This window comes from Klebsiella sp. GW_Kp182 (assembly GCF_040062275.1).
GTDB classification, from domain to species: domain Bacteria; phylum Pseudomonadota; class Gammaproteobacteria; order Enterobacterales; family Enterobacteriaceae; genus Klebsiella; species Klebsiella michiganensis.
The window spans coordinates 86,343-112,113 of record NZ_JBEAFQ010000011.1; the positions used below are offsets into that span (position 1 = coordinate 86,343).

Consider the following 25,771-nt stretch of genomic DNA (forward strand, 5'->3'; position numbering starts at 1 on the left):
TTACATCTCAATCTCAAACTTTGACGTTTTTCCTAACTTACAACGTAGCGTGTCCGATACTTTCTGACATGCAAATTCAAAAAGTGTATTATCCTCAAGATCATCATTCAGGCAGATTTGCGGAACGTCGCTTTTCAGGGCCTGAATGGCGTGATCAAGCTGCTGCCGATCGCCGGTTAAATTAAAATGGCTGCCTAATCTTTTAGGATTGCATGGATTAAATTTTCCTGAAGCTAAATGCCAATATCTGAAAATATATTGATTTAAATTATAGCCATCTCTGAATCTGGATTTTGAGGTCCTTACCAGTATGTCCCTTATTTCATCATGAGACCAAACTTCCTCAAAGGTAGATTTTAGGAAGGGTTGTGGTAAATGCCTTCCGAAAAAACCAGTGAAGTTTCTTGCTTTCTTTTTAGATATATTTTTCTTAATATATCGACCATATTGCAAGTTATAGTATTTTGTTATGTTTTTTTTGATAGACTCTCTGCGATTGAAAAATGTATTAATAACTGAAGCATTGGTCGTTAACATTAGGTTTGAAATGTTATTATCAATTGATATAGGGTTAATGTCATTCTCGATTAAAAAATCATTAGGTAAATTTTTTTTAAAGTAAAACTCTGGAGTGATGGGAGAGTTTAATAACATATCGTCATTGAAATATACAAACTGATCACTCAATCCTTTTATTTTATGAATATTAACTTCAATTGCTCGTGAATTGAATGTAGGTAAATATTCTTTATCAATGATGTCGCTATGTCGGACAAGATTTATTTTATGATAGCTTTTATCCAGCCATGAAGGAACCTGTCCACAGGTAACCAGATGGACTTTGCGAACCCAAGGTGCGTAATTTTCGACAGCCCTGAACCAGTATTTAAACAACCCCATATCTCTGAAGCGTGATGGCGTGACTGCCAACTTATAAGTATCACTGTAGATAGTTTTATAACGTATAAAATCGTCCTGCCAACACCTATCATCGGAGTCGACCCATAAAACAACAAAATCAATATCGGACACCGCTCTCTCCTTTAATCACCAGGTTGGTTATTTTAATCTCTGTTAATATTTGTTTTGTGAATGTTTTATCTAAACGTATTTTTGCTATGTATTAAATTATTGTGAAAGCTTATTTTATGTGATAGTTATCAAGGTTGATTTTAACGGTAATTTATCATTGCTGATTTTTATTTTTTGATGTTGGGTGCGTTTTTATATTTTTGTGATGTTTTTATAAGTTATTGAATGCAAAAGTTGAGTTTGCTAATGGTTAATTGTCAGAAGGCTTTGTTAATAACGTTGTTATCAGAATTACCTTGTAACATTTTTGATAATCTTCTTCTCAAAATATTGCACTGTTCTTCGATAATCAATCTCTACTCTTTATCAAAAGGTATCGTCAGATAAGTTGAGTCGATGGCAAACGAATTCACTATTGATCGCGCTCTGGGGCGATTATGAACATTATCTTGCGAATATATTTTCGGTGAGCACAGCCTATTTGAAGGTGAGCTGGAAGAAATTTGCGGGCTCACCTGCGGCGAACTAATGAGGTTGAACAACCCCTACAGCGACAGCCGCAATTTCGCGGACTGCACTTGCTATCGACGTGATAAGCTAGTGATACTCAATGTGAGAAGGAGTCACCATGGAATTTGATTGCCCCGTGTGTCATGCGCAGCTTGCTGTGCAGGGCAATAGCGCCCGCTGCGAGCGTTGTGCGAAAGAGTATGTTGTCGAAGCCCGCTGCCCGGACTGCCACAAGCCGCTGGAGGTGTTAAAAGCCTGCGGCGCGGTGGATTATTTTTGCCAGAATGGCCACGGGCTGATTTCGAAAAAACGCGTCGAGTTTGTGCCGATTTAATCTTTATCGCTGACGCAGCCTTCGCCGTCGCGCCAGAGTTCAACCAGTGAATCTGGCGCACGATCCTCCGGGATGAGAATAATCAGGCTGTGGTAGTGCTGCTCGCTGACGATCTGGATGCGAAAAAAACGCTGGTCGCCCCGGCCAGGCGAGTCGGGCTGGCCCGGCGGCTTGCCCAGCGGTAGCGACTGTTGGAGAATCGTCGCGATCCGCTGCTTCTGTTGCTCGTTGAGCTTCGCCACGACGATCTTACGCATCCCGCTGAGCGCCGGGATCCAGGCAACGCCACCCTCGCGCGCCAGCTCAATCACCGCGTCATCGCTAAGATCGGCAAGATTCATAGCACCACTCCGACCCGCTCCCAGGCCTGAGTAATCGCCTCTGCGGTCTCTTTGCCAGAGCGTTTCTCGCCGTGGTGAATCGTCAGTCTGGCAAAGGCTGAGAAATCGGCGTCTTTCGCCAGAGATTGATCGCACACCGCGTCGTACCAGGCGTATCCCGCTTTCTCCCATGCAAAACCGCCGAGGGCGCTGGCGGCGAGATAAAAGGCGTGATTAGGAATGCCGGAGTTGATATGCACGCCGCCGTTATCCTGCTGGGTATGAACAAAATTTTTCATATGAGCGGGTTGCGGATCTTTGCCAAGGACAGGGTCATCGTATGCGGTACCCGGCTGCGACATTGAGCGCAGACCTTTGCCGTGGATGCCTTTCGCGAGTAGCCCCTCGCCAATGATCCAGTCCGCTTTGTCTGCCGTCTGCTGGCGCTGATACTGTTTGACCAGCGAACCGAAAACATCGGAAAGCGATTCGTTCAGCGCGCCGGATTGTTCGAAATAGATGAGACCGGCTTCGCTCTCCGTCACGCCGTGGCTTAGTTCGTGCGCCACCACGTCAATGGCGATAGTAAAACGATTAAAAATCTCGCCATCCCCGTCGCCAAACACCATTTGTTGGCCGTTCCAGAATGCGTTTTGATATTCGTGACCATAGTGGACGCTGCCGGTGAGCTTCAATCCGCGGTTATCCAGCGAATCGCGCTGGTAGCTCTTCCAGAAAAAATCATGGGTGATGCCGAGATAGTCATAGGCTTCATCAACGGCAACGTCGCCGTTGGAGGGCTGTCCCTCAAAACGGACCTGAGTACCCGGTAGATCCTGGGTCTGCCCGGCATCATAAATGTCGCGTTCAAGCAGGCCCGGCGTGGTGACGTGGGGCGCGGCAGGGCGCCCCGGAACGTGCGCCATCAGGGTCTGAACGTGGCTGAGGGTATTCTGCGCGCAGCGCTGCTGCTGAAGGGAACCACGATCGACAATGCGGCGTAAAATGTAGGGCGGAATCACATAACGAGGATAAGCATCTGGCATATCACGCTCCTTAGCCGGATAGAACCGTTTAAAAAGGGCATGACAGCAGTATAGTTATCCTCGGTCGAAATGGCAGGCTTATCCGGCTTTTTTGCGGGAACGGGTTTTCTTCACCGGCGTGATGTTCTTCACTTCGCTCTCTACCCAGCCATCGTTCAGGCGGGTAGTGAGAACGTCGCCCTCGCGCACCTGTTTCGTTTGTTTCAGCACCTTGCCGTCGCTGGCGGAAGTGACGCTATAGCCGCGGGCCAGCGTCGCCAGCGGGCTGACGGCTTCCAGGTGCGTGACCATATTACCGAAGCGTTCACGTTGCTCGCCAAGACGCGCGCGGATGTTTTCCGCCAGCCGGTATTCCAGCTGTTGAATACGGCTCTGGGCGCGGTGAATTCGCGGCTGTGGGTTTTGTTGATTCAGGCGCTGCGCGGCGCGCTGCTGGCGCTGGTCGGCGCGCTTTATTTGCGTCTCAAGAGCGAAACGCATGCGCTGACGCAATCTTTCAAGCTCTGTTTGCTGACGGGCCAGCCGCAGCTGAGGATGCTGCTGCTGCAGGCGGTGAAAAACCTGGGTAAAGCGACGATGGCGGTTGGCAAGGAAGTAGTCCATCGCCATTTCAAGGCGCTGCTGCCCGGACTGGAGCTGGCGCAGCAGCTCCTGCTGGTTGCGGCTGACCATTTCCGCCGCCGCGGAAGGGGTCGGGGCGCGCAGGTCGGCGACAAAATCGGCGATAGTGACGTCAGTCTCATGGCCTACGGCGCTGACGATGGCAATAGGGCTGGCAAAAATCGCCCGCGCCACTCGCTCATCGTTAAAGCTCCATAAATCTTCCAGCGAACCGCCGCCGCGCCCGACAATCAGCACGTCGCACTCCTGGCGCGCGTTGGCCAGCTCAATCGCGCGAACGATCTGCCCTGGCGCATCTTCCCCCTGGACGGCGGTCGGGTAAATAATCACCGGCAGGGAAGGATCGCGGCGCTTGAGCACGTGTAAAATATCGTGCAGCGCAGCACCGGTTTTAGAGGTGATGACGCCGACGCAGTGCGCGGGGGAGGGGAGCGTTTTTTTATGCTGCTGATCGAACAAGCCTTCCGCCGCCAGCGCGGTCTTGAGCTGCTCATACTTCTGCTGAAGCAGACCTTCGCCCGCAGGCTGCATGCTTTCCACGATGATCTGATAATCGCCGCGCGGCTCGTACAGCGTGATATTGGCGCGGACCAGCACCTGCTGCCCGTGCTGCGGACGGAACGTCACGCGGCGGTTGCTATTGCGGAACATCGCGCAGCGCACCTGGGCGTTATCGTCTTTTAGGGTGAAGTACCAGTGGCCGGAAGCGGGCTGGCTGAAATTGGAAATCTCGCCGCTGATCCATACCTGACCCATTTCACGTTCGAGCAGCAGTCGAACCGACTGATTGAGGCGGCTAACCGTGTAAATTGAGGGGGATTGAGATGGCAACATGTGAGCAAGATCAAATTCTAAATCAGCAGGTTATTCAGTCGATAGTAACCTGCTGGGAGGGGATCGCAAGTATTATTTGCAAAAAAGGGTAGATGCAATCGGTTACGCTCTGTATAATGCCACGGCAATATTTATCCACCCTGGTCGAGATATTGCCCATGCTACGTATCGCTAAAGAAGCCCTGACGTTTGACGACGTCCTCCTCGTTCCCGCTCATTCAACCGTTCTGCCAAATACCGCCGATCTCAGCACTCAGCTGACGAAAACCATTCGTCTGAATATTCCAATGCTCTCTGCTGCAATGGATACCGTGACGGAAGCGCGTCTGGCAATTGCCCTGGCACAGGAAGGCGGCATCGGCTTTATTCATAAAAACATGTCCATCGAGCGCCAGGCGGAAGAAGTTAAGCGCGTGAAGAAGCATGAGTCCGGCGTGGTTACCGACCCGCAGACCGTCCTGCCGACCACCACCCTGCGCGAAGTGAAAGAGCTGACTGAACGCAACGGTTTTGCTGGCTATCCGGTGGTGACCGAAGACAACGAGCTGGTCGGCATCATCACCGGTCGCGACGTGCGTTTCGTCACCGACCTGAATCAGCCGGTGAGCGTTTATATGACGCCGAAAGAGCGTTTGGTGACCGTTCGCGAAGGCGAAAGCCGCGAAGTGGTTTTTGCCAAAATGCATGAAAAACGCGTTGAGAAAGCGCTGGTTGTGGATGACAGCTTCCATCTTCTCGGCATGATCACCGTTAAAGATTTCCAGAAAGCGGAGCGTAAACCGAACGCCTGTAAAGATGAGCAGGGTCGCCTGCGCGTCGGTGCGGCGGTGGGTGCGGGCGCCGGTAACGAAGAGCGCGTGGATGCGCTGGTTGCCGCGGGCGTAGATATTCTGCTGATCGACTCCTCTCACGGCCACTCTGAAGGCGTATTGCAGCGTATCCGCGATACCCGTGCGAAATATCCTGACCTGCAAATCATCGGCGGCAACGTGGCGACCGGCGCGGGCGCACGTGCGCTGGCGGAAGCCGGCTGCAGCGCGGTGAAAGTAGGGATCGGCCCTGGCTCCATCTGTACGACTCGTATTGTGACCGGCGTGGGCGTTCCGCAGATCACCGCCGTTTCCGACGCGGTTGAAGCGCTGGAAGGCACCGGTATCCCGGTTATCGCCGACGGCGGTATTCGTTTCTCCGGCGATATTGCGAAAGCGATTGCCGCAGGCGCAGCCGCCGTCATGGTTGGCTCAATGCTGGCCGGTACGGAAGAGTCCCCGGGCGAAATCGAACTCTATCAGGGCCGTTCGTACAAATCATACCGCGGTATGGGTTCCCTTGGCGCGATGTCTAAAGGTTCCTCCGATCGCTACTTCCAGACCGATAACGCCGCCGACAAACTAGTACCGGAAGGTATCGAAGGTCGCGTCGCCTATAAAGGCCGCCTGAAAGAGATCATTCACCAGCAGATGGGCGGCCTGCGCTCCTGTATGGGCCTGACCGGTTGTGGTACCATCGACACCCTGCGGACCAAAGCGGAATTCGTGCGCATCAGCGGCGCGGGTATCCAGGAGAGCCACGTTCACGACGTGACTATCACCAAGGAATCCCCGAACTACCGCATGGGCTCCTGATTTTCATCGCCCGGCCACGCGCCGGGCGATTTATTTAACCTGTATCACTTGCCTCGGAATTATCGTCAATGACGGATAACATTCATAAACATCGTATTCTTATCCTGGACTTCGGTTCTCAGTACACCCAGCTGGTTGCGCGTCGCGTTCGTGAATTAGGTGTCTACTGTGAACTGTGGGCATGGGACGTGACTGAAGCTCAAATTCGTGAGTTTAATCCTAACGGCATTATTCTTTCCGGTGGCCCGGAAAGCACCACCGAAGATAACAGCCCGCGCGCGCCGCAGTATGTCTTTGAAGCCGGCGTGCCGGTATTCGGCGTATGCTACGGCATGCAGACCATGGCGATGCAGCTGGGCGGCCACGTTGAAGCCTCTAATGAACGTGAGTTTGGCTATGCGCAGGTTGAAGTGCAGACCGATAGCGCCCTGATTCACGGTATCGAAGATGCGCTGAGCGCGGATGGTAAGCCGATGCTGGACGTCTGGATGAGCCACGGCGACAAAGTCACCGCCATCCCGTCTGACTTCGTCACCGTTGCCAGCACCGAAACCTGCCCGTTCGCCATAATGGCTAACGAAGAGAAGCGCTTCTACGGCGTACAGTTCCACCCGGAAGTCACCCACACCCGTCAGGGTCTGCGCATGCTGGAGCGTTTCGTACGCGATATCTGCCAGTGTGAAGCGCTGTGGACCCCGGCCAAAATTATCGACGATGCTATTGAGCGCATTCGTCAGCAGGTTGGCGACGATAAAGTGATCCTCGGCCTGTCCGGCGGCGTGGATTCCTCCGTCACCGCCATGCTGCTGCACCGCGCCATCGGCAAAAACCTGACCTGCGTCTTTGTGGATAACGGTCTGCTGCGTCTGAATGAAGCCCAGCAGGTTATGGATATGTTTGGCGATCGCTTCGGCCTGAACATCGTTCACGTCGAAGGCGAGGCGCGTTTCCTGGCTGCGCTGGCGGGCGAAAACGATCCGGAAGCGAAGCGTAAAATCATCGGCCGCGTGTTCGTTGAAGTGTTTGACGAAGAAGCGCTGAAGCTGGAAGACGTGAAATGGCTGGCGCAAGGGACCATCTACCCTGACGTCATCGAGTCCGCGGCTTCCGCAACCGGTAAAGCGCACGTCATCAAATCTCACCATAACGTGGGCGGCCTGCCGAAAGAGATGAAGATGGGCCTCGTTGAACCGCTGCGCGAGCTGTTCAAAGATGAAGTGCGTAAGATTGGCCTCGAACTGGGTCTGCCGTACGATATGCTGTACCGCCACCCGTTCCCGGGGCCGGGTCTGGGCGTGCGCGTGCTGGGTGAAGTGAAGAAAGAGTACTGCGACCTGCTGCGCCGCGCGGATGCAATCTTTATTGAAGAGCTGCACAAAGCCGACCTGTACAACAAAGTGAGCCAGGCGTTCACCGTGTTCCTGCCGGTGCGTTCCGTCGGCGTCATGGGCGATGGCCGTAAGTACGACTGGGTCGTTTCCCTGCGTGCGGTTGAAACCATCGACTTTATGACCGCTCACTGGGCGCATCTGCCGTACGATTTCCTCGGCCGCGTATCCAACCGCATCATCAATGAAGTCAACGGTATTTCCCGCGTGGTGTATGACATCAGCGGTAAGCCGCCGGCGACCATTGAGTGGGAATAAACTTTATTCTTTGCGTTAATTGAATAAAAAATAATGCCATTAATGATTGACGTCATTAATGGCATTTTTCTTAACAATATCGCCGAATTACGGCATTCCCTGAGACGATGAATACCGATACACCGGGTTTCTACTGTCAGCCCCGTTCTTCAATCGCCGCTGGCGTATTCTCCCGCTGACACCATGCAATGGCCATCGCCAGAGCTGCCACCACCAGAGCCAGCGCGGCGGAAACCGCTAAACTGCCCCTTATCCCGAGATGATCATTCAGCCACGCGTAGGCAAACGGCGAAGCGGCGGCCAGCAGCTGCGCGGGAATCAACAGAATACCGGTTCGCCGGGCATAATCCTCGGTGGCAAAAAGCTGCAGCGGCAGAGTGGCTTTAAATACGGTCGTCAGGCCGTTGATCGCGCCGTAACCCAGCACAAATCCGCCGGCCGCCCACGACAGATATGGCCCGCTCAGGCCGAGCGCAAAGCAGAGCGGCATCAGCAGGGTGGTCAGTATCGTTAGCCGCAACGGCGTAAGGACAGAACCGGATGCCACTTCGAGAAAGCGCGCGCCGGTTTGCCCAATCCCCCACAGCATTCCCACCGCGACAGGAAGCCCGACGCTGGCGATATACTCGGGGAGATGCGTCGAGGTACCGTTGGAAACAAAGGTAACCAGCGCAATCAGCGACGCGTACAGGAGGGCAGGGCGTTTATCGCGGTGGGAGAGCCGCTGGCGTTGCATTATCCGTTTCGGTGACGGCAGTCGATGGTTTGGCATTTTCCACAGCAGCATCGCGCTAAGCAGGCCAAACAGGGCATAAATCAGCAGCGCATGCCGCCAGTCCATCTGCGTCAACAACCCGGCGCCGAGCGGCCAGAACAGAGCCGAAGCCAGGCCGCCGGCCAGCGTCACGCGTGAGATAGTTAATCTGGCGCTTTGCCCATAGATATTCACCAGCGCGGCGAACAGCGCGTCGTAGAGCGCCAGACGCATCCCGGCGCCGGTCAGAACCCAGGCGGCGAACCAGCCCGGCAGACTCTGGACGTAAGCCATTACCAGGCAGCCCGCTGAAATCATCAGCGTACCCGTGACCACCACCCGTTGCCCCCCAAAGCGGGCCAGTAGCCGGGCGACAAACGGGGAGAGCATCGCCATCATCAGCATGGCGATAGTCAGGCCAAAGTAGATTTCCGTTGCGGCCCAGCCGGTCTCCTGAGCAATCGCTCTGGCGAAAGTGCCGGGCATATAAAATGAGATTCCCCAGTTTATTAGCTGGTTGCACCCGGCGGCAAGCGTGACAGCGCCCGGCGCGGAGAGTGGTTTTGCAGATGTTTTCATGATCGTCCATTTTGTTACGCTGTTGTCGGCAGCATACCCTGCACGCTATTGTGGAGGCAGGCCGGTCCATTTATGACCCTTATAAGAGAAACTTTGTGATGATGACGCTCAATCTGGGAAATCTGGCGACGTTCCGCCTGGTGGTACAGCGCGGAAGCTTTTCCGCCGCTGCTGACCTGCTGGGGCTGTCGCAGCCTGCGGTAAGTCTGCAGGTACGTCAGCTGGAACAATTTCTCCAAACCAGACTGCTTGAGCGAACAGGACGAGGCATCAAAGCGACGGCGGCCGGCATCGCCCTGCTGGCGCACAGCGAGCGGATTGAACTGGCGGTGGGCGCGGCAGTGCAATCGGTTAGCGAATTCAATCGAGAAATCAGCGGCTCGATAACGTTGGGTACCGGGGCGACCGCCTGTATCCACCTGTTACCGCCGCTGCTGCAGAAGCTGCATCAGGATCACCCTCTGCTGACGGTGAGGGTCACGGTTGGCAATACCCTGGAAGTGGTTCGGGCTATCGAGGAGAACCGGCTTGATCTGGGCCTTTGTACGCTTCCGGCGAACGGACGCAGCCTGGCGGTGACGCCGGTTTTAGATGAAGAGTTTGTCGGTATTTTTAGCGATGCTCAGGACGACCTGCCCTCGCCGCTGACGCCAGAGGTTCTGCAATCATTGCCGCTAATTGCTTTTGAAGCGGGGAGCGGAACCCGGGATCTGATTGACGGCTGGTTTCGCCATAATGGACTGATGGTCGTGCCAGTCATGCAGTTAGGCAGCATTGAGGCGATTAAACGCATGGTGCGCGCGGGACTGGGATACAGCATCGTGCCGCGTATGGCGGTAGAGGATCCGCAGGATCGCGTCGGCCTGAAGGTACAATCGTTGACTCCGCGTCTGTATCGGCAGTTAGGCATCGTCATGCGGCAGGATAAAATCATCACTAAAGGCATTGCTGAAGTGCTGCGTTTGCTCTCTCAGACCGGTTGCTGAACAGCGTACCGCGCTTATTTTTGTACCGGCGTTTTTAGCGGATCTGAAGGTTCAACGGTGATAGTGGATTGCTGCGATTGCTTTTTGTCCTGATGATGGTACCAGGCACCGATGGAGGAGTAGACAAAGCGTCCAAAGAAGAAGATAAAGCTGATAAGCAGTACGATACGGGTCATGCGACGGTTAAATCGATGTCGTTTACGCATACTGGGTGCCTGACTCACAAAAGGTTCCTTAAAGTATACCCAAAGGATGGGCGATGTGCGTATTAAGGCACAGTAACGCGGAAGGGTCAATTGATGAGGATGTAAAAATCCCAGGGGTAAAACATTAATTAATGTTATATAAGATAATCCTCGTATTTACATGCTTTCTGCTTATCGCAAATTGATGTTAAAAAAAAGACATTATTAATATTAGCGACGTGATTTTTTGATTTATATCAATCGTCTATTCTCACCGACAACTAAAATCACCAGCCAGTTCCGCGTTGTTATTCCTTGCGCGATTATGACGGTTGGTTGGATGCCTGCCTGAATATACCCTGCAGGATTTAGGGTTATCCGTAGAGCATCTATGAACATTATTAAACTTTACAGACGATATCGGGATAAATGGTGGTCGCTGCCGCTCATCTTACCCATCCTTTTACTCCCCCTGGCAAGATGGGCGAACACCGTTGCTGTACTGAATGGTAATGAAGTTTATCTTTACTATTTACCTTTGGCGTTAGTGCTGAGCCTAATGCTGTTTTTCGGCTGGGCTGCTTTACCGGGGATCGTTGTCGGTTTGCTGCTTTCCATTACGCGCGGCATGACGCTGGAAGATTCCATCGGCGTGATTTTCCATTTTCTTATTCCGACCGTTCTTTGCTGGGGCGGGTATCGCGTTTTTGTTCCGCGAAGGCAGCAAATCTCGCATGGCAATGTGCGACTGATGCCTCAGCGATTGTTCTGGCAAATGTTGCTGCCATCGCTGATCTTTCTTATCCTTTCCCAAATCGCTGAATATCTGGGAATTCATCCTCGGGCGACCGGGTTGATTGGGGTCAACCCTTTAAGTTTGCGTTCACTTATCACCTTCCAGGCCCTGATGGCCGGATGCCTGACCGGCGTGCCGCTATGCTACTTTATTATTCGAATGATCCGCAACCCGCTCTATATTCGGGGTTTTGTTTCTCAGATTCGCCTGCAGATTGACCCGAAAATAAAGCCCTTAGAGTTTATTTTATGGGCGGCAGTGCTGTTAATTTTATTAGTGCTGCTATTAATGCCGCTGAGTAGTACAAGCACTATTTTTAGTACAAATTATACCTTGTCCTTGCTTATGCCGGTGATGTTGTGGGGGGCGATGCGCTTTGGCTATCGCTTCATTTCATTAGTCTGGTCCCCTGTTTTAATTGTAATTATCCACTTTCACTATCAATATCTCCCGCAGTCACCGATTTACAGTAATCAGCTGGCTATTACCTCCTCCAGCTATCTGGTGTTTTCATTTATTATCGCCTATATGGCGATGCTGGCGACGCAGCAGCGAATTTTTTATGCGCGGATGCGGCGGATGGCCTTTATTGATCCGGTTGTACGCTTGCCCAATATCCGCGCGCTGAGCCGGGCGTTAAATAAATCCTCCTGGTCAGTGCTGTGCTTCTTACGCATTCCCGAGCTGGAAATATTGGGCCGCCATTACGGCGTTCTGTTGCGCATTCAGTACAAGCAGCTGCTGGCCGAGTCGCTTGGCGATCTGTTGCAGCCCGGGGAGGATGTCTATCAGATGGCCGGGCATGAGCTGGTGGTCCATCTGAACAGTGAAGAGTATCAGCAGCGGGTCCCTCTGCTGTTTGAACAGCTCAAAAAGTTTCGCTTTGTCTGGAACGGTATGCCGCTGCAGCCGCCCGTGGGATTCAGCTATTGCCACGTTCGCTCTCCGGTGATGCATCTGCATTTACTGCTTGGAGAACTCAGCGGCGCGGCTGACCTTTCCCTGGCGACCGGAAGTCCTGAAAATTTACAGCGTCGCGGCGCCATTAATACCCAGCAGGAGCTGAAAGACAAAGTCACGATAATGAATCAGCTGGTGAAGGCGCTGGAGCACGATCGCTTCGTTCTGATGGCACAACCGATCGTCGGCATCCGGGGGGATAGCTATCATGAAGTTCTGCTGAGAATGCTGAACGACAACGATGAAATCATCATGCCGGATGCTTTTTTACCGGTGGCGCATGAGTTTGGACTGTCGGCGCGTATCGATAGCTGGGTCCTCGAACATACGCTGATCTTTATGGACAAGCGGCGCAAAAAGCTTCCTGGAATGCGTCTGGCGATAAATATCTCGCCGTTTTCAGTGAGTAACAGTTATTTTCATCAGCAGGTAAAAACGCTGCTGGAGCATTATGACATTGAACCCTGGCAGATTATTTTTGAGCTGACGGAGAACCATTCACTGACCAATCCCGAGCAGGCGCGGAAAACCCTGGCGCAGCTTCAGGACCTGGGCTGTCGGGTAGCGATTGATGACTTTGGCACCGGCTATGCCAGCTACGCGCGGCTGAAAACGATGAATGCGGATCTGCTGAAAATCGACGGTAGTTTTATTCGTAATCTGGTGACCAGCAGTCTGGACTATCAGGCCGTTGCCTCTATTTGCCTTCTGGCGAGGATGAAAAATATGCAGGTGGTGGCCGAATATGTCGAAACGCCCGAGATTCGGCAGGCTGTGGTTTCGCTGGGGATTGATTATATGCAGGGCTATGATATCGGCAAACCGGCCCCGCTTGAGGCGCTGGTTGAGGATTGATAAGCGAATGGGCCGGACGTCCGGCCCATATGCGCGAAACTAGCTTGCCGCGTCAGGCTTCTCTTCTTCGCTGATTTTCAGCCACCAGTCAGGCACCCCTTCCCAGTATTCCTGCTCTTTTTCCAGGTCGAGCAGCACCAGCGCATTCTGGCTAAACCAGTCGTGCGGGAAGGTCAGCGTCCAGTGGTTTGCCTCGGTTTTCAGCGTAAGGCTCGGCGGCGTTGTCGTTGCCTGACGCTGGTTATTCAGCAGCACGCCAAGGCGCAGCAGCTGAATTAACGGCAGAAACTGCTTCTTCTTAAACAGCGTGAAACGCGGTAAATCATCCAGCTTAATCGCTTTACGGTGATAGCGAACTAAGGTGGCCATCAGCATCTGCTGTTCCTGATTAAAGCCCGGCAGATCGCTGTTTTGCAGGATATAAGCCGAATGACGGTGCATGCCGCTGTGGTTAATATTCAAGCCGACTTCATGCAGCATGGTCGCCCATTTCAGCAGCGCCGCCAGATGGGGGTTCGCGAGCTTGGGATTCTGCTCCTGCCATTGCTCATAAATATGCGTGGTGGTCTCCAGCACCCGACGCGCCTGCTCGCGATCGATATTGTACTGGTTCGCCAGGCTCTGCGCGGTGCGGCTACGGATATCCTGGTGACGGAAACGTCCTTCCATCTCGTACAGTACGCCTTCGCGCAGCGCGCCGTCGGACAAGCGCAGCTCTTTAATCGCCAGCGCGTCAAACACCCCGCACAGGATAGCCAGACCGGGCGCAAAAACGGCTTTCCGATCTTCAGACAGCCCGGGCAGGCTTAGCGAGTCGAAGTTTTTATACTTCAGCAGCTCTTCGACCAGCATCTCGAGGCGCTCGGGAGTGATGAAGCCGTCTTTCTCGCCCATGGCCACCAGCACTTCGTGAGCGGCTTTAATGGTGCCCGACGCGCCCAGGGCGACGTTCCACCCCTGGATGCGGAACTGCCAGGCCAGAGTTTCCAGCTTCTGCACGGCGGAAAGACGCGCGCGCTGGAAATTCTCTTTGTTGATGACGCCGCCAGCAAAGTAGGCCTGAGAGAAGCTCACGCAGCCCATACGGCGGCTTTCCACCAGACGAGGCTCGAAATCCTCGCCGATAACCAGCTCGGTAGAGCCGCCGCCGATATCGATGACCAGCTTACGGCCTCGCTCCGGCTGCGTGTGCTCCACGCCCATAAAAATCAGACGCGCTTCTTCGTTGCCGGGAATGATTTCGATCGGGTAGGGGATGACCTGCTCCGCGCGTTTGAGGAACTCTGCGGCGTTTGTCGCCTGGCGCAGCGTGTGCGTGCCGACGATACAGACGCTTGATGGGTCAAAACCCTGCAGGCGCTCGGCGAACAGCGACAGGCAGTTCAGCCCGCGCGCAATAGCCTCTTCGCTCAGTACAGAGTTTTCATCCAGGCCGTCGGCCAGATGTACGCGCTGCTTCAGACGACCGATGATCTGCATTGCCCCGTCAACGACACGGGCGATCACCATATGAAAACTGTTCGAACCGAGGTCGACCGCAGCGAACTCCTGCGGCCGAGGGGCATTTTCGTTTATTGGCATAGGTTAATCGGGCTGTTCAAGTGATTTGAGGTAGTCGTATATCGCCATCTGTGCGCGCACTTTGCGGCGATTGCCGCGCGGCACGTAGCGATTACTCAGTTCTTTATCAAGATAGCGTGCTTTCACCGTATCGTTGAAGAGGAGATCGAAAATATCCAGTACCCGCTGTTTCAGGCGCGGATCCAGCAGCGGCGCGGCCACTTCGATACGATAGTCAATATTGCGCGTCATCCAGTCCGCGGACGATAGCCAAACCTGCTTATCGCCGCCGTTTTCAAAGCAATAAACGCGGTCATGCTCAAGGAAACGGTCAACAATGCTGGTTACGCGAATATTTTCGCTGATTCCTTCCAGACCGGGGATCAGCGAGCACATACCGCGAATAAGCAAATTAACCGGCACGCCGGAGCTGGAAGCGGCGTAGAGACGGTCTACCAGCCCCTTATCGACCAGGTTGTTCAGCTTCAGCATAATGCCCGACGGCTGACCATTTTGCGCGTTGGCGATTTCACGATCGATCATCTCATAAAGCAGGCGACGCGAGTTTTGCGGCGACACCAGCAGATAATCGAAGCTGACCGGGCGGTAGGGGTTTTCGATAAAGTTAAATACCCGGCGGACTTCATTGGTGATGCGCGCATCGGCGGTCAGCAGCGAGTAGTCGGTGTAAAGACGCGCGGTTTTTTCGTTGAAGTTGCCGGTGCCGATATGCGCATAGCGCACGACTTCATCGCCCTCTTTGCGCGAAACCAGGAACAGCTTGGCGTGGATCTTGAGGCCCGGCGCGGAGAAGATAACGTGCACGCCGGCTTCGGTCAGGCGTTTAGCCCAATGAATATTGGCTTCTTCATCGAAACGCGCCTGCAGCTCCACGACCACCGTCACTTTCTTACCGTTGTGGGCGGCGTGAATCATCGAGTCGATAATCCGTGAATCTTTCGCGACGCGGTAGATGTTGATTTTGATAGCCAGCACGCTTGGGTCGAAAGAGGCCTGGCGCAGCAGCTCAAGGACGTGTTCAAACGTATGGTACGGGTAGTAAAGCAGCACGTCGCGTTCGCGGATTGCGTCAAAGCCGTTGCGGAATTTATCAAACCACAGATGACGCAGACGCGGCATCGGTTTGTTGACCAGATTGGCTTTGCCGACGTTCGGGAAGCCGATAAAGTCTTTAAAGTTGTGGTAACGACCGCCCGGCAGCATTGAATCGTAGTTGGAGATGGAGAGCTTATCGCGCAGCATTTCGACCATCGCGTCGGGCATATCGCGCTGATAAACGAAGCGCACCGGCTCGGCGGTCAGGCGCTGTTTCAGGCTGGAGGACATCAGCTCCATCAGGCTCGACTCCATCTCGTGCACCAGATCGTATTCGGCGTCACGGGTCATTTTCATCGAGTAGGCGTTCAGCGCGTCGTAATCAAAAAAGCCCTTGAAGATATCATCCAGGCAGTAGCGCAGGATGTTATCTAACAGAATCATCGGCTTGCGGCGGCGAGGCGCTTCCGGCGGCAGGTTCACAAAACGCGGCACCTTGTCTGACGGAATTTCAAGCAGCGCGTAATTGATGGTATCCCCGCGAATAATCTCGACGGCCAGGTAGGTGTAATCATCCTTCAGGAACTGCACCAGATCCGTTTCGCGGTTAATCAGTATTGGCGTGATGTGCTGACGAAGATACAGCTTGAAGTAGTTACGCAGCCAGGACTGCTGGTTGACGGAGAGCTGGCGTTCGTTGATCAGGAAAATCTGGTTACGCGCCATTTCCAGCAGCAGCTCGTTGTATAAGCCGTCAAACTCCTGATCGGCCTTGAGCACGCGGGCCTGAATTTTGCCCAGCAGATGGCGAGAGTGTGCGGTACTGCCTTGTTCTTCGCTGATGATGATGCGGCGCTTCAGCTCGGCAAAGCGCACTTTATAAAATTCATCGAGGTTATTGGAGTAAATCCCTAAAAAGCGCATGCGCTCGATCAGCGGGTTGCTTTTGTCCGCCGCTTCCTGAAGTACGCGCTCGTTAAAGGATAACCAGCTGAGTTCTTTTTCGATGTATAGCTTTTCCTGGCCCATTACAGCTCACACTCCGGTAGATGTATGTTGCTATTTCATTATGGCGAGCTTTGCCACTGAATGTCCAATTATGTCAAAGAAGTATGACTGTTTTCTTTCAGTATATAGCGAAGAAAAACAGACGATTTTCGCGACTTACGTTATGTTCAAGGAAAGGTGAGATTCAGGAGCAAAACCATGTGGGAGACGCGAGCGTTAGAACTGAATAATCAGGATATATGGAACTGGTCATCGGTATGCAATCTGGTCAGGTATGCCTCTCTGCATGGCTTTAATACTATCGTGGTGGGGCAGGCAGATCTCTTCGGTAAGCTGGTGTCCCCGAAGGGATATACGCCTTTTCACTATAACGATAGCGTTTCCAGCCAGCAGAGAGCGCGCTGTATCTACCTTAATCGTCTCGCCATGTATTGCCGCGAGCAGGGGCTGCGATTTTATTTACAGGCAAAAGAGCTGGATTTCCCAACGGAATTGCTGTTGTCGCATAAGTATCTACTGGATAACCAGCAAGGGATCCTTTTTGATGTGGATTTCTGGAGCCGCTGGCTGACAGACAAAATTCGCGGCGTTTGTCAGGGAATTCCAGCTTTAACAGGGCTAATTATTGCGCTTTCCAGCACCGATGGTTTATTGCCGATTACGCGCCCTAAATGGGATATAAACGCCAGGGATGAGCCTGAAAATACCCGGCAACCGTCGCAAAGCTTTGTGCTCTATCGCCGTTGTTTTCAAGCGCTCAGCCAGGTGGTTACCGCACAAAATAAACATCTGGTTTTGCGGGTTTTCCCTGCAAGTAATGATGATCTTGGTACCGTTCTCGATGCTATCGAGCCGCTTCCGCCAAGCGTTTCGGTATCGATCAAGTTAACGCCAGAACGTTTCTGGCCAGCATTTCCAAATAATCCCGCACTGCTTCAGGTCACTATGCGAGACGTCTGGGTTGATATTGATTTAGCAGGCGAAGAGGTGGGCTGGGGCGTTATGCCTTTCTTGCGCATTGATGAGTTAAAAGGCCGACTGCTGTGGTGCCAAAGCGCGAATCCCAGAATCACCGGTGCGATATGCAAAACCAGTTGGGAGAGCGTTGATAACCACTGGATACCGGAAACGTTAAGCGAATGCAATCTGTTTGCCTGTAGCCAGCTGTTAGGTCATGGTGCGGGAAAGACCCAGGAGCAGCTATTGGATCTCTGGCTGGCTGAGCGTTACGGCTGGTGCCCCGATGTTACAGTCGCCCGCCGTTTTCAGCAGCTACTTGAGCAGGCAACGGAGGTGCTTTACCAGGCGATTTATGTTCGCGATCACGTTTTTCACCGCCATAGTCAGCTACCGGAAAGCTATGGTCAGGCAGTATGGAGTTTGTACAGCCAGCTGGCGCGTAATCACTGGCTGCCGGGGTCGGCCCAGGATATCCACTTCACGCGTGACGATCCGCAAATATCGATGGAAAACCTCACGCGAATTGCGCAAGAGAAGGATGAGGTAGCGGCAGATGCCCTGAAGCTATGCGCGCAGGCGCTGGAGTTTGCCGAGAATGCCGCGTTTCCCACGGCGCTCTATCGGCTCTGGCAGAATGAATGGCGGGGGCTCGTACTCTACTGTCAGCTGTTCACGCATGCACAGAAAGCTTTTTTTACGCTGCATTTTGCTCGTGAGGTGGAGAATAGCTGGAGTATGAGAGAAATCTGCCATATCAACGTGCAGGCGTTGTATCAGGGGGCATCCGAAATGGAGATGCTTTGCCAGCAGATGAACGAAGCATCGCCTGGGTTTTATATCATGTTCGATGCGGGTCGGGTTCGTAGCCTGGCTGATAGCCTGAGTAGCGAACTATCGGCACTCAGGCATTAGGTATTAACGCGTGCGGTATAAAGCCTCGACCAGGCTGAGCATCGCCAGCGCCTGGCCATATGGCATCGCAGTTAGGGGGATTCGTCGGTAATGGTCAAGGTCGTGTCCCATTGCCGTGCCAAATGAAACCTGGGTTAACTCTCCCTCCGGCGAGATATGCTCAATAATGCCTGCGATTGCTCGTTCGGCAACGGGTAGATAGCTGTCGTCCAGGTAGCCGAGACGTATCGCTTTCAGGATACCGGCTGCAAATCCCCCTGTTGCTGAGGCTTCAGCGTAGCTTGTTGCATCATCTAATAGCGTCGGCCATAGCCCGTTTTCACATTGACAGCGGGCGAGGGCGGATACCTGGCCCTGCAGGATGTTACAGAGCTGGCGATAGAAGGCGTCATGCTCATCAAGATTGAGCATTTCCAGTAGTTCAGGAATCGCCAGTGTTATCCAGCTATTGCCACGAGCCCATCGGGCACCGGCAAAATGATGCCTGCCGTCGAAATTCCAGCCGTGAAACCATAAACCACTTTTTCTATCCGTAAGGTAGTGAATGTGCTGTAGAAATTGAAATTTTGCTTCTTCTACCCAGTAAGGTTTTTGCAATAAAAGCCCAATCCTGGCCAGAGGCAGGACCGCCATCATCAAGGTGTCATCCCAGATTTGCTGATAATGCGCGTTTTCGTAGGTGACATGCTGCATGCAGCCTTCATCAGTGCGCGGAATCTGACGATAAAGCGCATCTCCCCACACTTCCAGATACGCGCGCCATTCGTGACGAGCGTCCTGCTGGTAGCGACTGGCAAGCGTCAAAAAAGGGATCGCGGTATTAATATTCTTCTCCGGCGTTCCTTCGGCGAAACGGGCGCTGAACCAGTCGTCAATAATCTGCCTGGCGCGAGATGAGCCGGTAAGTTCATGGTAGCGGTAGAGACCAAACAAGCCGATACCATGTGTCCATTCCCATCCAGCCCAGCCTTTTGTATCAATCACGCGCCCGTCAGGCAGGCGCTGCAGGAATTGACCATTGTCATCCTGAATTGCGGTGAGGCTATCGATCAGTTTTTCGATAAGACGGATGATTTCAGGATGGCTTATTTTCTGCGACATAGTGATTCCTTTGCGCTGTCGTTTCAGCTGTATGCTGCCAGTGGGTATTCATATGCGGATGCCCGGTAAGTAACTCTACGGTTTGTCGTACCTGTGTTGATGCATCTTCGGGTTTACCGCCAGACCGCAGACGCTCTAGCTCGAAGGTAAGCGTCTTATGACACTCCTGGCTTAGACGAAAGCGAAACGCGCCGTACATCGCCAGCAGAGTGAGTAAACCCGGCCCGATAAGGAATACCCACCAGATGCCGTTTAGCGCGGCGGCATCTTGCGACTCTGCGCCTTTGGTAAAGCCAAACGCCTCCAGCGCCAGTCCAACAATAAACAGGGCGAGGGCCTGGGAAAATTTGCGCGTTAGCATCATGACGCCCGCGTAAATGCCTTCACGTCTGACGCCGGTATAAGCTTCATCCACATCAGGTAAAAAGTTGTAGACGTTCCATGGAATAAGATAGGTTCCGCCGCGTGCGATGCCCATCACGATGGCCCCGCCGAATAAGAACCCTGATAAATGGCTAATGGAGGCGGAAAGCTGGCTGAACCACAGTAGAGCGCACATAATCAGTGCAATTGCCAGTTTGTAGGCGTTGCCGTTGCCGATGCGAATACAAAGCCAGGTAAAGAAAGGGATGGCAAAAAATTGAAATAGCGTCATCAGGCTCATTGCCTGGGAAGCTAAGGATGCGCCGACCTGAAGTACATATGTAAGATAGTGCATAAACAGCGAGCCGAAAATATCCAGGGCGACGGCTCCGCCAACGTACATCATGATGTGAATACGAAAAGTACGTAAACGGAAAGTTGAAGCCATTTCTCGATACAGCGAAATAATTGTTTTCCCCATCCCGCACTGAGTCGAAGGCGGCGGGAGATTCTCCCGTTCCCAGGTTCCCCGCCAAACGAAGATCCACGGTAGGGCGAAGAGTACGGAAAAGACCAGGCCGATATATAAAAATGCCTGCGATTTATCGGCGACGTGCGCCAAAATTTGTCCTGGGATAAGTGCAGATAAAAACGCTGTCGCCTGGGCAAATAGCATCCGCGCGCCAGACATTTTTGAACGCAGATCGTAACGCGAGGTCATCTCCGCAGGCAGCGTATCGTAGGGCACCATCAAGAGGGTAAAAACGGTGCTGAATAACAAATAAGTACCAAGATACCAGGAATAGCCAAAACCGCTTACCCACATCAGGGCAAAGCAAAAGGAGAGCGGCGCGCCGATAATAAAGAATATTCGGCGTCGCCCCCAGCGCGTGCGAATATTGTCGGTGATATAACCCATGATCGGGTCGGTGATGCCATCCCAAATTTTGGCGATCGCAAAGATGGATGCGGCGGCGGCGGGAGAAAGGCCCGCCACTTCAATATAAAAATAAAGCAGCCAAAGCCCGGTGATCGTCATTGCCCCGCTGCCGAAGATATCGCCCATCCCCCAGCAGAGAATATTGCGTGTTTTTACTTCCCGTGGTGCCGTTACTGTCCTCGTCATTTTCCTGTCTCTTCTGTCAGTAAAGAGGAAGTAGCACAGTAAAAGAGGTGAAAATTTTGCGGAATCGTCATTAAGGCGCTTTTGTTAAGAACTGAGAGCGGGGCGGAGAAAGCGGATTAAATGAAATAAATAGCGTGATATGGCCGGCAGTATTAGGACGGGCGAAAAAATGAAATGTGATAGCCATCGCTATTTCTGCGGAAGGAGCGAGAAGAAATGTGTCCGAAATCACAGATGAACTGCGGGAAAAAAGGACGTTGTGAGAACGGCGACAGATTACTTATGTCGATGCTGTTTTGCCCTACGGCGATCGATAATGACTGTGTTCAGATAGCATTCCCATTTCATCTCAGGAAATCCTATGAACATTTTTCTTTCAAACTGGCGCCCGCACGCAGATGGTATTACTCGCGACACTGAGATTTTTCAAAAAGCGCTGGATACCTTATCGCAAGCGGGCGGCGGTACGCTGGTGGTGGAAAGTGGAAAATATTACCTTGGCGGGTTACGCATGGGGTCAAACACCTGCCTGTGGTTGTCACCCGGTGCAGAACTCATCGTCAGCGATAATTATGCTGATTTCACCCAGGCGGTGGCCTTAAGCCGCGCAGAGTGCTCAGACCGGGCTTTCCTCTATGCCCAGGATGCCGAAAATATCTCGATTTGTGGGGGCGGTACTATTTACGGTAATGCAGATGGTTGGTTCTCCTCATCGGTTGATGATATGGGCTATCGCACGCCCGCCGAACAGCGGCCGCGCATGATTCTTCTGGAAAATTGCCAGCGGGTCAGGCTGGAAAATATCTGTATACACCATGCGCCGATGTGGACAATTCATCTTGTTTCATGTTCACAGGTGGTGATGGATGGCATTACCGTCGATAACGATCTGACAATGGCAAATACTGATGCGCTGGATATCGATAGCTGTCAGCAGGTACACGTTGCTAATAGTTTTTTTAGTGCGGCGGACGATGCAATTTGTCTGAAAACCACCGATAAACCGGCGGCTATCCAACGTCCTCTACGTCAGGTGACGATCGTCAATTGTACCCTGCGCTCAAAAAGCTGCGCTTTTAAAATCGGCACGGAAACCTGGCAAGATATTGAAGATATTGTGGTCAGCAACTGCACTATCTATGATTCGAATCGCGGTATCGGCCTGATTTCACGAGATGGCGGTCGGCTACGAAGAATGCTCTTTACCAGCATGACTTTTGAGTGTGTGGCGGCGCCAGCCTGTCACTGGGGGGAGGCGGACCCGATTTTCCTCTCCGCGCGCCGCAGGAATCCGCAGATCGAGCCCGGTGAGATTACGCAAATCCAGTTTCGTGGGCTTTGCGGAGAATGTGAAGGCGCCATCAATATGCACAGTGAAACCCCTTCCATGATCAACCGAATACGACTCGAGAGTATTCAGCTTACCCAGCGACTGCATTGCCACGGTTGGCAGGGGAATTATGATATTCGTCCGCCGTGTAATCCTTTTTCGCCAACAGGAATGGGTATCGATAACGCCTGGTGCCTCAACCCAGAAACGGGAAAGGCCTGGGGAGTCGAACCCTATCCCGGAGGGCTACCCGTCCTGTTTGCGCAGGGGGTTTCCGATTTAGTCATCAGAGAACTTGATTGGCAGCGTCCAGTTCCCCTACCGGCAGGCTGGAATACGCAAGCGCTGTGTCTGGAAAAATGCGAGCGGTCATCCGTGCGGGAAACCTGAGCTAATGAAAAACGCCTCCAGCGGACGCCAGAGGCGGGGAAGTTTACTCTTCTGCCGCATATCCCTGCGGTGGAAGAGGAACATCATCAAGCCAGGCTTCGTTTCCTTCCGCGCGCAGGCGGCCGTCGACAAACCAGCTGATAGCCAGGGGATAGATATCGTGCTCCTGCGCCTGTACGCGAGCGGTAATGTCGTCCTCGGTATCTTCAGCGAAAACCGGTACCTTTGCCTGCAGAACCACCGGACCTCCGTCCAGCTCATCGGTCACAAAATGCACCGACGTCCCGTGCTCCTCATCGCCATTTTCCAGCGCCTGACGATGGGTGTGCAACCCCGGATATTTTGGCAGCAGGGAAGGGTGGATATTCAGCATGCGCCCCTGGTAGTGGGCGACAAAAGCCGGGCTAAGAATACGCATGTAGCCGGCGAGAACCACCAGATCCGGCGCGTAAGCATCGATCTCGTGCATCAGCTCGCGGTCGAAAGCTTCCCGGTTGGCAAACTGGCTGGCGGCGAGCGCGTGAGCCGGAATATTGGCCGCGCGCGCGCGCTCAAGGCCGAACGCGTCGGCCTTGTTGCTGAAGACTGCACGCAGGGTGCCGTTGATTTTTTTCCGGGCGCAGGCGTCAATAATCGCCTGCAGGTTGCTACCGTTACCGGAAATCAGCACCACGATGTTTTTCATTCAATGACCACACGCTGTTCGGAATCAGAGGCTTTGATATACCCTATTTTCCACGCGCTTTCACCTTTGTCGTTCAGGAAGGCAATGGCTTTATCCGCCGCTTCCGCCGGCAGCGCGATGACCATGCCGACGCCGCAGTTAAAGGTGCGATACATTTCGTGGCTGCTAACGTTACCCGCGGTTTGCAGCCAGTTGAACACGTCCGGCCACTGCCAGGAGGATTCATCAATGACCGCCTGGGTGTTGTCCGGCAGCACGCGCGGGATGTTTTCCCAGAAGCCGCCGCCGGTCAGGTGGGCGATGGCGTGCACGTCAACGTTGGCGATCAGGTCGAGTACGGATTTCACATAAATGCGGGTCGGCGCCAGCAGATGGTCGGCCAGCGGCTTACCGTTGAGATCGGTGGTTTGCGGGTCAACGCCGCTGACTTCGATAATTTTGCGCACCAGAGAGTAGCCGTTAGAGTGCGGGCCGCTGGAAGCCAGCGCCACCAGCACGTCGCCATCGGCCACTTTGCTGCCGTCGATAATTTCTGATTTTTCTACTACCCCAACGCAGAAACCGGCCACGTCATAATCTTCGCCGTGGTACATGCCCGGCATTTCCGCCGTCTCGCCGCCCACCAGCGCGCAGCCTGACTGCAGACAACCTTCGGCAATGCCGCTGATTACGCTCGACGCAGTATCGACATCCAGTTTGCCGGTCGCGTAGTAATCAAGGAAGAACAGCGGCTCTGCGCCCTGAACCACGAGGTCGTTTACGCACATAGCGACCAGGTCGATACCGATAGTGTCGTGACGCTTGAGGTCCATCGCCAGACGCAGCTTGGTGCCGACGCCGTCGGTGCCGGAGACCAGAACCGGTTCGCGATACTTCTGCGGCAGCGCGCACAGCGCGCCGAATCCGCCCAGTCCACCCATCACTTCCGGGCGGCGGGTTTTCTTCACCACGCCCTTAATACGGTCGACGAGAGCGTTGCCTGCATCAATATCCACGCCGGCATCTTTATAGCTGAGAGAGGTTTTATCGGTCACTGCGAAGTCTCCACGCGTTTGCGGTAGCAATAAAAAACGGCGCAATTCTAACAGGGATAGCAAACGTTTGCGAGCCTGCTTTGCAGCCGATGCAAAACGGCCGTTAAGTGCGCAAATTTGATACTGTTCACGAAAATGAAACCGGGTACATTCTTCTGCTTGCCAGCGTTGTCGGGAATAATCATCATGCCAGTGAAACCGGTTTCTTTCCTGATTTCTGGAGAGATAAACCGCGAATGTGATGGATTCTGGAGGAAAGCTGAGGATGAACATTGCCGCATTTGATATCGGTGGCACGGCGCTAAAAATGGGGGTAATGACGCGCGAAGGCACGCTGCTGGAGAAAGGAAAGCAGAACATCGTCGACAGCGACGGCGACCAGATCCTGCAGGCGATGCTGGCGTGGATCGCCGCTCACCCGGCGTGTGAAGGGGTGGCAATCAGCGCGCCCGGCTACGTTAACCCGCACACCGGCTTTATCGAAATGGGCGGCGCCATCCGTAAATTCGATAACTTCGCCATCAAGCGCTGGCTTGAGCAGCAGGTTCGCCTGCCCGTGGCCATTGAGAATGATGCCAACTGCGTGCTGCTGGCCGAGCGCTGGCGGGGTAAAGCCGCCGACATGAGCAATTTTCTGGTCCTGACCATCGGCACCGGCATCGGCGGGGCGATTTTCTGTAATAACCAGCTGGTCCACGGCGCGCGCTTCCGCGCCGGCGAGTTCGGCTATATGCAAACCGCGCGTCCGGGCACCCGCGATGTGCGGCGCTATTCGATGAATGAAAACTGCACGCTGCGCGTGCTGCGCCATCGCTACGCTGAACATATCGGCAAGGCGCTGGATGACGTCACTGGCGAAGAGATTTTTGACCGCTACGATGCGGGCGACGCCACCTGTCGACGTCTGGTCGCTGAATTCTTTAACGGCCTGGGTACCGGGCTTTACAACCTCGTCAACTTATTCGACCCGCAAACGATTTTGATCGGCGGCGGGATTGTGGAACGACCGGGCTTTCTGGCGCTGCTGCGCGAACATCTGGCCTGGTTTGGCATTGCGGAATATATCGACACCGTCAGCCACGGCAACGATGCCGGGCTGGTAGGCGCGGTTTACCATTTCAATCAGCAATACCGGTCGCAGAGCGGCGACTGCGCATAGGGAG

Annotated in this window: 19 protein-coding genes and 1 pseudogene; 8 read left to right on the forward strand and 12 right to left on the reverse strand. The window is 53.5% G+C overall.

Annotated elements, in window-relative coordinates; all coding sequences use genetic code 11:
- Entirely contained in the window at positions 1 to 1,032 is a 1,032-nt protein-coding gene (locus ABLU88_RS12915; RefSeq protein ID WP_004853188.1) for a Stealth CR1 domain-containing protein, read from the reverse strand.
- 628 nt (positions 1,033 to 1,660) lie between these two features.
- Here ABLU88_RS12915 and ABLU88_RS12920 point away from each other — a divergent pair.
- On the forward strand, positions 1,661 to 1,876 hold the full coding sequence (locus tag ABLU88_RS12920) for a zinc ribbon domain-containing protein (RefSeq protein ID WP_004853184.1): 216 nt from the start codon (positions 1,661 to 1,663) through the stop codon (positions 1,874 to 1,876).
- On the opposite strand, the gene ABLU88_RS12925 is transcribed toward ABLU88_RS12920, so the two are convergent.
- The 3 genes and pseudogenes from ABLU88_RS12925 to xseA all read right to left on the reverse strand — a co-directional run.
- Positions 1,873 to 2,217 (reverse strand): protealysin inhibitor emfourin, encoded by a 345-nt coding sequence (locus ABLU88_RS12925; RefSeq protein WP_009654386.1) that lies wholly within the window; start codon positions 2,215 to 2,217, stop codon positions 1,873 to 1,875. The two genes, ABLU88_RS12920 and ABLU88_RS12925, sit on opposite strands and share 4 nt — an antisense overlap.
- Positions 2,214 to 3,242 carry a M4 family metallopeptidase gene (locus ABLU88_RS12930; RefSeq protein WP_196545568.1) on the reverse strand — a complete coding sequence of 343 codons (1,029 nt, stop codon included), beginning with the start codon at positions 3,240 to 3,242 and terminating at the stop codon, positions 2,214 to 2,216. Before ABLU88_RS12930 ends, ABLU88_RS12925 begins: the two co-directional genes overlap by 4 nt.
- Before the next feature lie 71 nt (positions 3,243 to 3,313).
- Positions 3,314 to 4,697, reverse strand: a pseudogene (xseA, locus tag ABLU88_RS12935) (exodeoxyribonuclease VII large subunit); the annotation flags it as partial.
- Between the two features lie 158 nt (positions 4,698 to 4,855).
- Here xseA and guaB point away from each other — a divergent pair.
- Both guaB and guaA read left to right on the forward strand, forming a co-directional pair.
- A complete protein-coding gene (gene guaB / locus ABLU88_RS12940; RefSeq protein ID WP_014230355.1) occupies positions 4,856 to 6,322 on the forward strand; it encodes an IMP dehydrogenase in 1,467 nt (488 codons plus the stop codon).
- A gap of 68 nt (positions 6,323 to 6,390) precedes the next feature.
- Positions 6,391 to 7,968, forward strand: coding sequence for a glutamine-hydrolyzing GMP synthase (gene guaA, locus ABLU88_RS12945; RefSeq protein WP_004853173.1), 1,578 nt, complete (start codon positions 6,391 to 6,393; stop codon positions 7,966 to 7,968).
- Between the two features lie 136 nt (positions 7,969 to 8,104).
- Here the strand turns inward: guaA and ABLU88_RS12950 are convergent, their stop codons facing one another.
- Complete coding sequence (locus ABLU88_RS12950) at positions 8,105 to 9,301, reverse strand: MFS transporter (RefSeq protein WP_154904315.1); 1,197 nt, start codon at positions 9,299 to 9,301, stop codon at positions 8,105 to 8,107.
- Between the two features lie 98 nt (positions 9,302 to 9,399).
- Between ABLU88_RS12950 and ABLU88_RS12955 the strand changes: the two genes are divergently transcribed.
- A complete protein-coding gene (locus tag ABLU88_RS12955) occupies positions 9,400 to 10,287 on the forward strand; it encodes a LysR family transcriptional regulator (RefSeq protein WP_134897659.1) in 888 nt (295 codons plus the stop codon).
- A 14-nt stretch (positions 10,288 to 10,301) separates the two neighbouring features.
- Here ABLU88_RS12955 and ABLU88_RS12960 read toward each other — a convergent pair whose 3' ends face one another.
- The gene (locus ABLU88_RS12960) at positions 10,302 to 10,493 is read right to left on the reverse strand and encodes a YfgG family protein (protein WP_009654356.1); all 192 of its coding nucleotides are present in this window, start codon (positions 10,491 to 10,493) and stop codon (positions 10,302 to 10,304) included.
- A gap of 370 nt (positions 10,494 to 10,863) precedes the next feature.
- Between ABLU88_RS12960 and ABLU88_RS12965 the strand changes: the two genes are divergently transcribed.
- Positions 10,864 to 13,083: an EAL domain-containing protein gene (locus ABLU88_RS12965; RefSeq protein WP_348836681.1), complete on the forward strand. Its 2,220-nt coding sequence runs from the start codon at positions 10,864 to 10,866 to the stop codon at positions 13,081 to 13,083.
- 39 nt (positions 13,084 to 13,122) lie between these two features.
- Here the strand turns inward: ABLU88_RS12965 and ppx are convergent, their stop codons facing one another.
- Entirely contained in the window at positions 13,123 to 14,664 is a 1,542-nt protein-coding gene (gene ppx / locus ABLU88_RS12970; RefSeq protein WP_004853121.1) for an exopolyphosphatase, read from the reverse strand.
- Positions 14,665 to 14,667: 3 nt separating this feature from the next.
- On the reverse strand, positions 14,668 to 16,728 hold the full coding sequence (ppk1, locus tag ABLU88_RS12975; RefSeq protein WP_004123499.1) for a polyphosphate kinase 1: 2,061 nt from the start codon (positions 16,726 to 16,728) through the stop codon (positions 14,668 to 14,670).
- Positions 16,729 to 16,905: 177 nt separating this feature from the next.
- Here ppk1 and ABLU88_RS12980 point away from each other — a divergent pair, with 177 nt between their 5' ends.
- A complete protein-coding gene (locus tag ABLU88_RS12980) occupies positions 16,906 to 18,579 on the forward strand; it encodes a hypothetical protein (protein WP_102803371.1) in 1,674 nt (557 codons plus the stop codon).
- A gap of 3 nt (positions 18,580 to 18,582) precedes the next feature.
- Here ABLU88_RS12980 and ABLU88_RS12985 read toward each other — a convergent pair whose 3' ends face one another.
- The gene (locus ABLU88_RS12985; protein ID WP_032693135.1) at positions 18,583 to 19,680 is read right to left on the reverse strand and encodes a glycoside hydrolase family 88 protein; all 1,098 of its coding nucleotides are present in this window, start codon (positions 19,678 to 19,680) and stop codon (positions 18,583 to 18,585) included.
- Entirely contained in the window at positions 19,655 to 21,109 is a 1,455-nt protein-coding gene (locus tag ABLU88_RS12990; RefSeq protein WP_049083717.1) for an MFS transporter, read from the reverse strand. Before ABLU88_RS12990 ends, ABLU88_RS12985 begins: the two co-directional genes overlap by 26 nt.
- 421 nt (positions 21,110 to 21,530) lie before the next feature.
- On the opposite strand from ABLU88_RS12990, the gene ABLU88_RS12995 reads away from it, so the two are divergent.
- On the forward strand, positions 21,531 to 22,889 hold the full coding sequence (locus ABLU88_RS12995; RefSeq protein WP_064375072.1) for a glycosyl hydrolase family 28 protein: 1,359 nt from the start codon (positions 21,531 to 21,533) through the stop codon (positions 22,887 to 22,889).
- A gap of 43 nt (positions 22,890 to 22,932) precedes the next feature.
- Here the strand turns inward: ABLU88_RS12995 and purN are convergent, their stop codons facing one another.
- Together purN and purM are read right to left on the reverse strand one after the other, a co-directional pair.
- Positions 22,933 to 23,574, reverse strand: a complete 642-nt coding sequence (gene purN, locus ABLU88_RS13000; RefSeq protein ID WP_014230347.1) for a phosphoribosylglycinamide formyltransferase — start codon at positions 23,572 to 23,574, stop codon at positions 22,933 to 22,935.
- Positions 23,571 to 24,608: a phosphoribosylformylglycinamidine cyclo-ligase gene (purM, locus tag ABLU88_RS13005; RefSeq protein WP_004853107.1), complete on the reverse strand. Its 1,038-nt coding sequence runs from the start codon at positions 24,606 to 24,608 to the stop codon at positions 23,571 to 23,573. The genes purN and purM overlap by 4 nt, the downstream gene beginning before the upstream one ends.
- Positions 24,609 to 24,873: 265 nt before the next feature.
- Between purM and bglK the strand changes: the two genes are divergently transcribed.
- Positions 24,874 to 25,767, forward strand: a complete 894-nt coding sequence (bglK, locus tag ABLU88_RS13010; RefSeq protein WP_014230345.1) for a beta-glucoside kinase BglK — start codon at positions 24,874 to 24,876, stop codon at positions 25,765 to 25,767.
- The last annotated feature ends 4 nt before the right edge of the window (positions 25,768 to 25,771 follow it).